Source organism: Kitasatospora putterlickiae (assembly GCF_039527695.1).
GTDB lineage: Bacteria > Actinomycetota > Actinomycetes > Streptomycetales > Streptomycetaceae > Kitasatospora > Kitasatospora putterlickiae.
Genome location: NZ_BAAAKJ010000087.1, coordinates 18689 through 24003, shown reverse-complemented (window position 1 = coordinate 24003; position 5315 = coordinate 18689). Strand labels below are relative to the sequence as shown.

Sequence of the window (5315 nt, the reverse complement as noted above, 5' to 3'; positions counted from 1 at the left end):
TGAGCACGAAGGAAGCCCGCAGGGCTGTCGGCCGTCACCCACGACGTGCACAATCAGCCGTATGGCGATCACCGCGGGCGCTCCACCCACGCGCACCACCCCCGGCGGCCTCGCCCTGGGGCTCCTGACGGGCGCGGTGATCGGGGCGTCGCTGACCGCCTTCATCGGCGGGTGCGCCGCCGCGAGGACACCGCTGATCGTCCTCGGCCTGGTCCTGCCCACGGTCTTCGGCCTGCTCCGCTACCTCGGCACCCTGCCGCGCCGGGCCCGTGAGCGGGCCGTCGCGCCGCGCACGGCGCTCGCGATGATCGAGAGTCTGGAGGCCGTCGGGAGCGAGGCCAGCGACGTCCCGGTGCGGTTCGATCTGACCGTCGCGCCGGACGACGCGCCCGCGTTCCGCGTCGAGTTCCGGCAGACCGTCAACCTCGTCGAGCTTCCCGACTACCGGCCTCGCGGGATCGTGGTCGTCGAGTATCCACCGGACCGGCCGTGGAAGATGCGGATCGTCACACGGCCGACACCGGCGTGGGAGGAGCGGGCGGCCCGCGCCTTCCTGGACTCCGCGCCGGGACCGTCCTTGAAGAACGAACCCTCGAAGGGCTGCGTCGGCGGGCTCCTCACCCTTCTCGGCCTGCTGCTCGGCACCGGCGCCGTCCTCCTGCTGTTCCGCGCCGACCTGTTCGGCCCCGACGCGGGCGGCGCCGCCCGGAAGCCGTCCGTCACCTCCTCGTCGACCTTCTCGTCCACCTCCTCGTCGACCACGATCACGACCACCGTGACGTCGGCCACCGGAACGGTCGCCCTCGGCCCGGGTCGGTCCATGCTCGACGAGGGCGAACTGCGCAGGTCGGTCGAGTCGTTGACGCAGGGCGCCGACCAGCGTCAGGCGCTCACCGTTGTCGTGCAGGACCGTCTGCTGACCGTCGTCTGGTCCCCCGCCGGTGTGGACGCCGCCGGGTTCGACCCGCGGTCGCTGCCCTTCGACCGCGTCGCCGCGCTGGTCGAGGAGGCCAGGACCACCCTGGGAATCGACTCCCCGCGAAGCTGGCAGCTGACCGCCGACGGCGTCACCGGTTCTCCCGCGCTCAGGGTCACCGTCACCGGCGAGCGCGGCACGGGGATCCTGGAGGCGGACGGACAGGGCAGGGTGCTCCGGCGCAACGGCAGTTGACCGGACCGGCTACCGACGGGAGGAGGGCGCGTGGACTGGCACGGTGCACTGGTGCTGTGGTGTGCGGTGTGGGGCGTGGCGGCGCTGATCTGGTTCGGCATGTCGCTGGCCGGCGTGACCGGGGCGCAGCGGACGGTCCGGCTCACGGGGCGGATCGAGCGGGTGCGGCCGCCCCGGCACGGCGGTTCCCGGGCCGGCGGCATATCGGTGGTGGTCTCCTACCGCGACCCGGCCTCCGGTCAGGACGTCACCGTGACGAACGACGGCGAGCACGGGCAGATGATCACCGCCGCGTGGGAGGGCCGGGAGATCGGGGTCAGCCACCCGCGGGGCAGACCGCACGCCTACCGGCTCTCCAACGCCCCCGGCCCGCGCACGCGCGGGCTGGGCCGGGCCGGCTGCGCGGCCTTCCTGGTGTACGCCGGGCTGGTGGCCCTGACCGCGATCGACCGGGGATGGCCGTGGGCGCTGATCGGCTCCGGCGGACCGGCGGCGGTTCTCGGCGCCGTCCAACTGCCCCGGGCGGTGCGGGACAGGAACGGCCGCCTCGCCAGGCTGTCCGCCATGGAGGCCGTGCCGGGCCGGGTCGTCGCCGTCCTGCGGGACGTCAGTGTCGACCAGGACGACGGCCACGCCAGGACCACGATCACGCCGGTCCTCTCGTTCACCACCCGCGCGGGCACCGTCGTCACGGCGCACTGCACGGCGAACCTCCCGGACCCGGCCGGTGCGTACGGCCGCGAGGTCACCGTCCACTACACCGCCGCCGACCCGGCCGAGTTCACGGTGGACCGCGCGGCCGGGGAGCGCTCGGAGAAGTGGGACGTGATCCTCCACGTGCTCGCGGTCGCCGTTTTCGCGGCCGTCGCCGTGGCGGGCGCGGTGCTCCTGCGGGTCTGACCGCTCTCCACGCGGTCAGCCCGCGAACCCCGGCACCACCAGGCCGGACTCGTAGGCGATCACCACGGCGTGGGTCCGGTTCTGCGCGCCGAGCTTGGTCAGCACGTTGCCGACGTGCGTCTTCACCGTCTCCAGGCTCACCACCAGCGACCGCGCGATCTCCGGGTTGGACAGGCCGGTGGCTATCAGCCGCAGCACCTCCTCCTCCCGCCCCGTCAGCGCCGCGCTCGGCAGCGCCTCGGCGGAGTCCAGCGGGCGGGCGGCGACCATCCGGCGCAGGGCCGCCGGGAAGAGGATCGCCTCCCCCTCGGCCACCACCCGCACCGCCTCCGCGATCTGCCGGACCGGGAGCCGCTTGAGCACGAAGCCGCTGGCGCCCGCGCCGAGTGCGGCGGTGACGTAGCCGTCGTTCTCGAAGGTGGTGATCACCACGACCTTCGGAGGTTCGGCGGACCGGTCGGCCAGCAGCCGCCGGGTGGCCTCGATCCCGTTGAGGCGCGGCATCCGCACGTCCATCAGGACCACGTCCGGACGCAGCCGCCGCGCCTGCTCGACCGCCTCGACGCCGTCGGCGGCCTCCCCGACCACCGTGATCCCCGGCTGGACCGCGAGCAGCGTGCGCAGACCGCTGCGGGTCACCTCGTCGTCGTCCGCGATCAGGACGGCGACGGGGCCGCCGGGGTCGGCGGGGATCACGCCGAGACCCTGACCGGCAGCCGGACCGCCAGCCGCCAGTGCCCCGGCCCGTCCGGTCCGGCCTCGAACTCCCCGTTCAGCAGCCGCACCCGCTCGGCCAGCCCGGGCAGACCGTGCCCGGACGTCGGGAAGGCCCCCGCGCCCACGCCCGGCCCGGCGCCCGGCCCGGTCGTGACCCGATTGACCACGCGGAGCTCCAGCGCGTCCGGCGCCGCCACCACCCCGACCTCGATCGGACCGCCCGCCCCGTGCCGCAGGGCGTTGGTCAGCCCCTCCTGGAGGATCCGGTACGCCGCCCGGGAGAGCGTCCCCCGCACCTGGGCCACCTCGCCCGACAGGACCGGCTCCACCACCGCGCCCGCGTGCCGCAGCCGGTCCAGCAGTTCGGGCAGGTCGGCCAGGGTCCGGACCGGGGCCGTCCCCGGCTCCTCCTCGCGCAGCACGCCCAGCACGTAGTCCAGGTCCTCCAGCGCCGCCCGGGCCGACTCCTCGATGCCGCGCATGGCGGCACGCGCCGCCGCCGGGTCGGCGGAGAGCACCTCGCCCGCCACCGCGGCCTGGATCGTGGCCGCCGTCAGCGTGTGCCCGATGGAGTCGTGCAACTCCTGGGCCAGCCGGTTGCGTTCGGCCAGCAACAGCTCCCGCTCGGCCGCCAGTGCCAGCCGCTCGGCGGCGGACGGCCCCAGCAGGCGGGGCGCCGACCAGCGCAGGGCGCCCGTCACCAGCGCGCACACCACCGCCGCCAGCAGCACGCAGCCGACCCCCACCGGCCAGCTCCACCAGCTGCCCGCCAGGTCCACCGACCGGTCGAACAGGTTCAGCCGCGCCGTGCCGCCGAGCAGGCTCCCCGGCAACGACAGTCCCAGGAGCAGCAGCATCCCGCCCACCAGCGCGCCCGCCCACCCCAGTGCCACGTGCAGTACCAGCCAGACCGGCGTCCGCAGCCGGTCCGCGGCGGACCTCCGGCCGGCCGCCGGGTCCGGCAGCGACACCCTCAGCAGTCGGCGGGCGGACGCGATCAGCACCCGCCGGGTGGTGCGGGCCAGTCCCGCCAGGCCGATCAGCAGCGCCCAGGCCGCCAGGGTCAGCACCACCCGCACCGCGTACGGGGCGGACCCCCACAGCAGCGCCGGCGCCGTGGCGAACGGCAGCAGCGGAAGGCTCGCCAACGCACCACCGAAGGCGAACAGCACACCCGTGTACGTGGAGCCGCTCAGCAGCGGCCGGATTCCCCTGATCATGATCGTCAGTATCTCCGGGCGGCGCACCGGCGGCCTCCCCCGATCGAGGGATCCACGCTTCCCGCTTTCCCGCGATGCGCCCCGCAGACCCCGGCTCCCATGATCGTGTCGCTACCACTTCTCCCAGCGATTCCACAGGAGTTGACCCATGCGTGAGCAGTCGAGGCCGAGGCTTCGCTCCCTGTCCGCCGCGGCCGCGGTGGCCGTCGCCGCCCTGACGGCGGGCGCCCTCGCACCGCCGGTCGCGTCCGCCGCCCCCGCCCGGCCCGACACCGTGCAGCGGGGCGTCGAGGCGCTGGTGCGTGACGACGGCCTGCCCGCCGCGCTGGCGAGCGTCAAGGACCGCACCGGCCGCACCCGCACCTACACGGCGGGCGTCGGCGACCTGGCCACCGGCACGAAGGTCCCCGGGGAGGGACAGGTCCGGATCGGCAGCAACACCAAGACGTTCACTGCGGTGGTCGCGCTGCAACTGGTCGGCGAGGGGAGGATCGGCCTCGACGAGCCGGTCGAGACCTACCTGCCGGGCCTCGTGCGCGGGGAGGGGATCGACGGACGCGGCATCACCGTCCGCCAACTCCTCCAGCACACCAGCGGACTGCCCGAGTACGAGGGCGACATCAGCGAGGCGGACATCCGGAACCGGTACTTCGAGCCACGCGACCTCCTGGACGTCGCCTTCCAGCACAAGGCCGACTTCGCCCCCGGGGCGAAGTTCGGGTACAGCAGCACCAACTACGTGCTGGTCGGCCTGATCATCCAGAAGGTCACCGGCCGCCCCCTCGCCGAGGAGATCGGGCGGCGGATCCTCCAGCCCCTGGGGCTGCGGCACACCTCCTTCCCCGCCACCGGCGACCGGAGCATCCGGGAACCCCACCCGAAGGGCTACACCCGGGGGTCGGCGGGCGAACCCCCGCGCGACATCACGGAACTGGACCCCTCGGCGGCCTGGGCGGCGGGCCAGATGATCTCCACCAACGCCGACCTCAACCGGTTCTTCACCGAGCTCCTGGCCGGCCGCCTCCTCCCGGCGGCGCAGCTCGCCCAGATGCGCACCACCGTGCCGATCGGGGACAGCGGCGCCGGCTACGGGCTGGGAATCATCAGCAGGCCCCTGTCCTGCGGCGGCGTCTACTGGGGCCACGGCGGCGACATCCCGGGATTCGAAACCCGGGGCGGAGTGACCGAGGACGGCCGGGCGGCCAACATCACGGTGACGAGCATCCCCGTCGACGGGGCCACCACGAGGCACCTGGAAAGCGTCGTGGACACGGCCCTCTGCCGGTAAGGAGAGAGGAAACAGAACG

The 5315-nt window shown here is 74.3% G+C and carries 5 protein-coding genes; 3 read left to right on the top strand and 2 right to left on the bottom strand.

Annotated elements, in window-relative coordinates:
* Positions 1-61 precede the first annotated feature (61 nt).
* Positions 62-1171, top strand: a complete 1110-nt coding sequence (locus ABD308_RS09745; protein ID WP_344330918.1) for a hypothetical protein — start codon at positions 62-64, stop codon at positions 1169-1171.
* A gap of 30 nt (positions 1172-1201) precedes the next feature.
* The gene (locus tag ABD308_RS09740; RefSeq protein ID WP_344330914.1) at positions 1202-2071 is read left to right on the top strand and encodes a DUF3592 domain-containing protein; all 870 of its coding nucleotides are present in this window, start codon (positions 1202-1204) and stop codon (positions 2069-2071) included.
* A 15-nt stretch (positions 2072-2086) separates the two neighbouring features.
* On the opposite strand, the gene ABD308_RS09735 is transcribed toward ABD308_RS09740, so the two are convergent.
* The gene (locus tag ABD308_RS09735; RefSeq protein ID WP_344330909.1) at positions 2087-2767 is read right to left on the bottom strand and encodes a response regulator transcription factor; all 681 of its coding nucleotides are present in this window, start codon (positions 2765-2767) and stop codon (positions 2087-2089) included.
* A complete protein-coding gene (locus ABD308_RS09730; protein ID WP_344330902.1) occupies positions 2764-4008 on the bottom strand; it encodes a sensor histidine kinase in 1245 nt (414 codons plus the stop codon). Before ABD308_RS09730 ends, ABD308_RS09735 begins: the two co-directional genes overlap by 4 nt.
* A gap of 148 nt (positions 4009-4156) precedes the next feature.
* On the opposite strand from ABD308_RS09730, the gene ABD308_RS09725 reads away from it, so the two are divergent.
* Complete coding sequence (locus ABD308_RS09725) at positions 4157-5296, top strand: serine hydrolase domain-containing protein (RefSeq protein ID WP_344330896.1); 1140 nt, start codon at positions 4157-4159, stop codon at positions 5294-5296.
* The last annotated feature ends 19 nt before the right edge of the window (positions 5297-5315 follow it).

Coding starts and splice junctions, on each gene's coding strand:
- ABD308_RS09730 (WP_344330902.1), bottom strand. CDS start 4,008: ATGATCAGGGGAATCCGGCCGCTGCTGAGCGGCTCCACGTACACGGGT.
- ABD308_RS09725 (WP_344330896.1), top strand. CDS start 4,157: ATGCGTGAGCAGTCGAGGCCGAGGCTTCGCTCCCTGTCCGCCGCGGCC.
- ABD308_RS09745 (WP_344330918.1), top strand. CDS start 62: ATGGCGATCACCGCGGGCGCTCCACCCACGCGCACCACCCCCGGCGGC.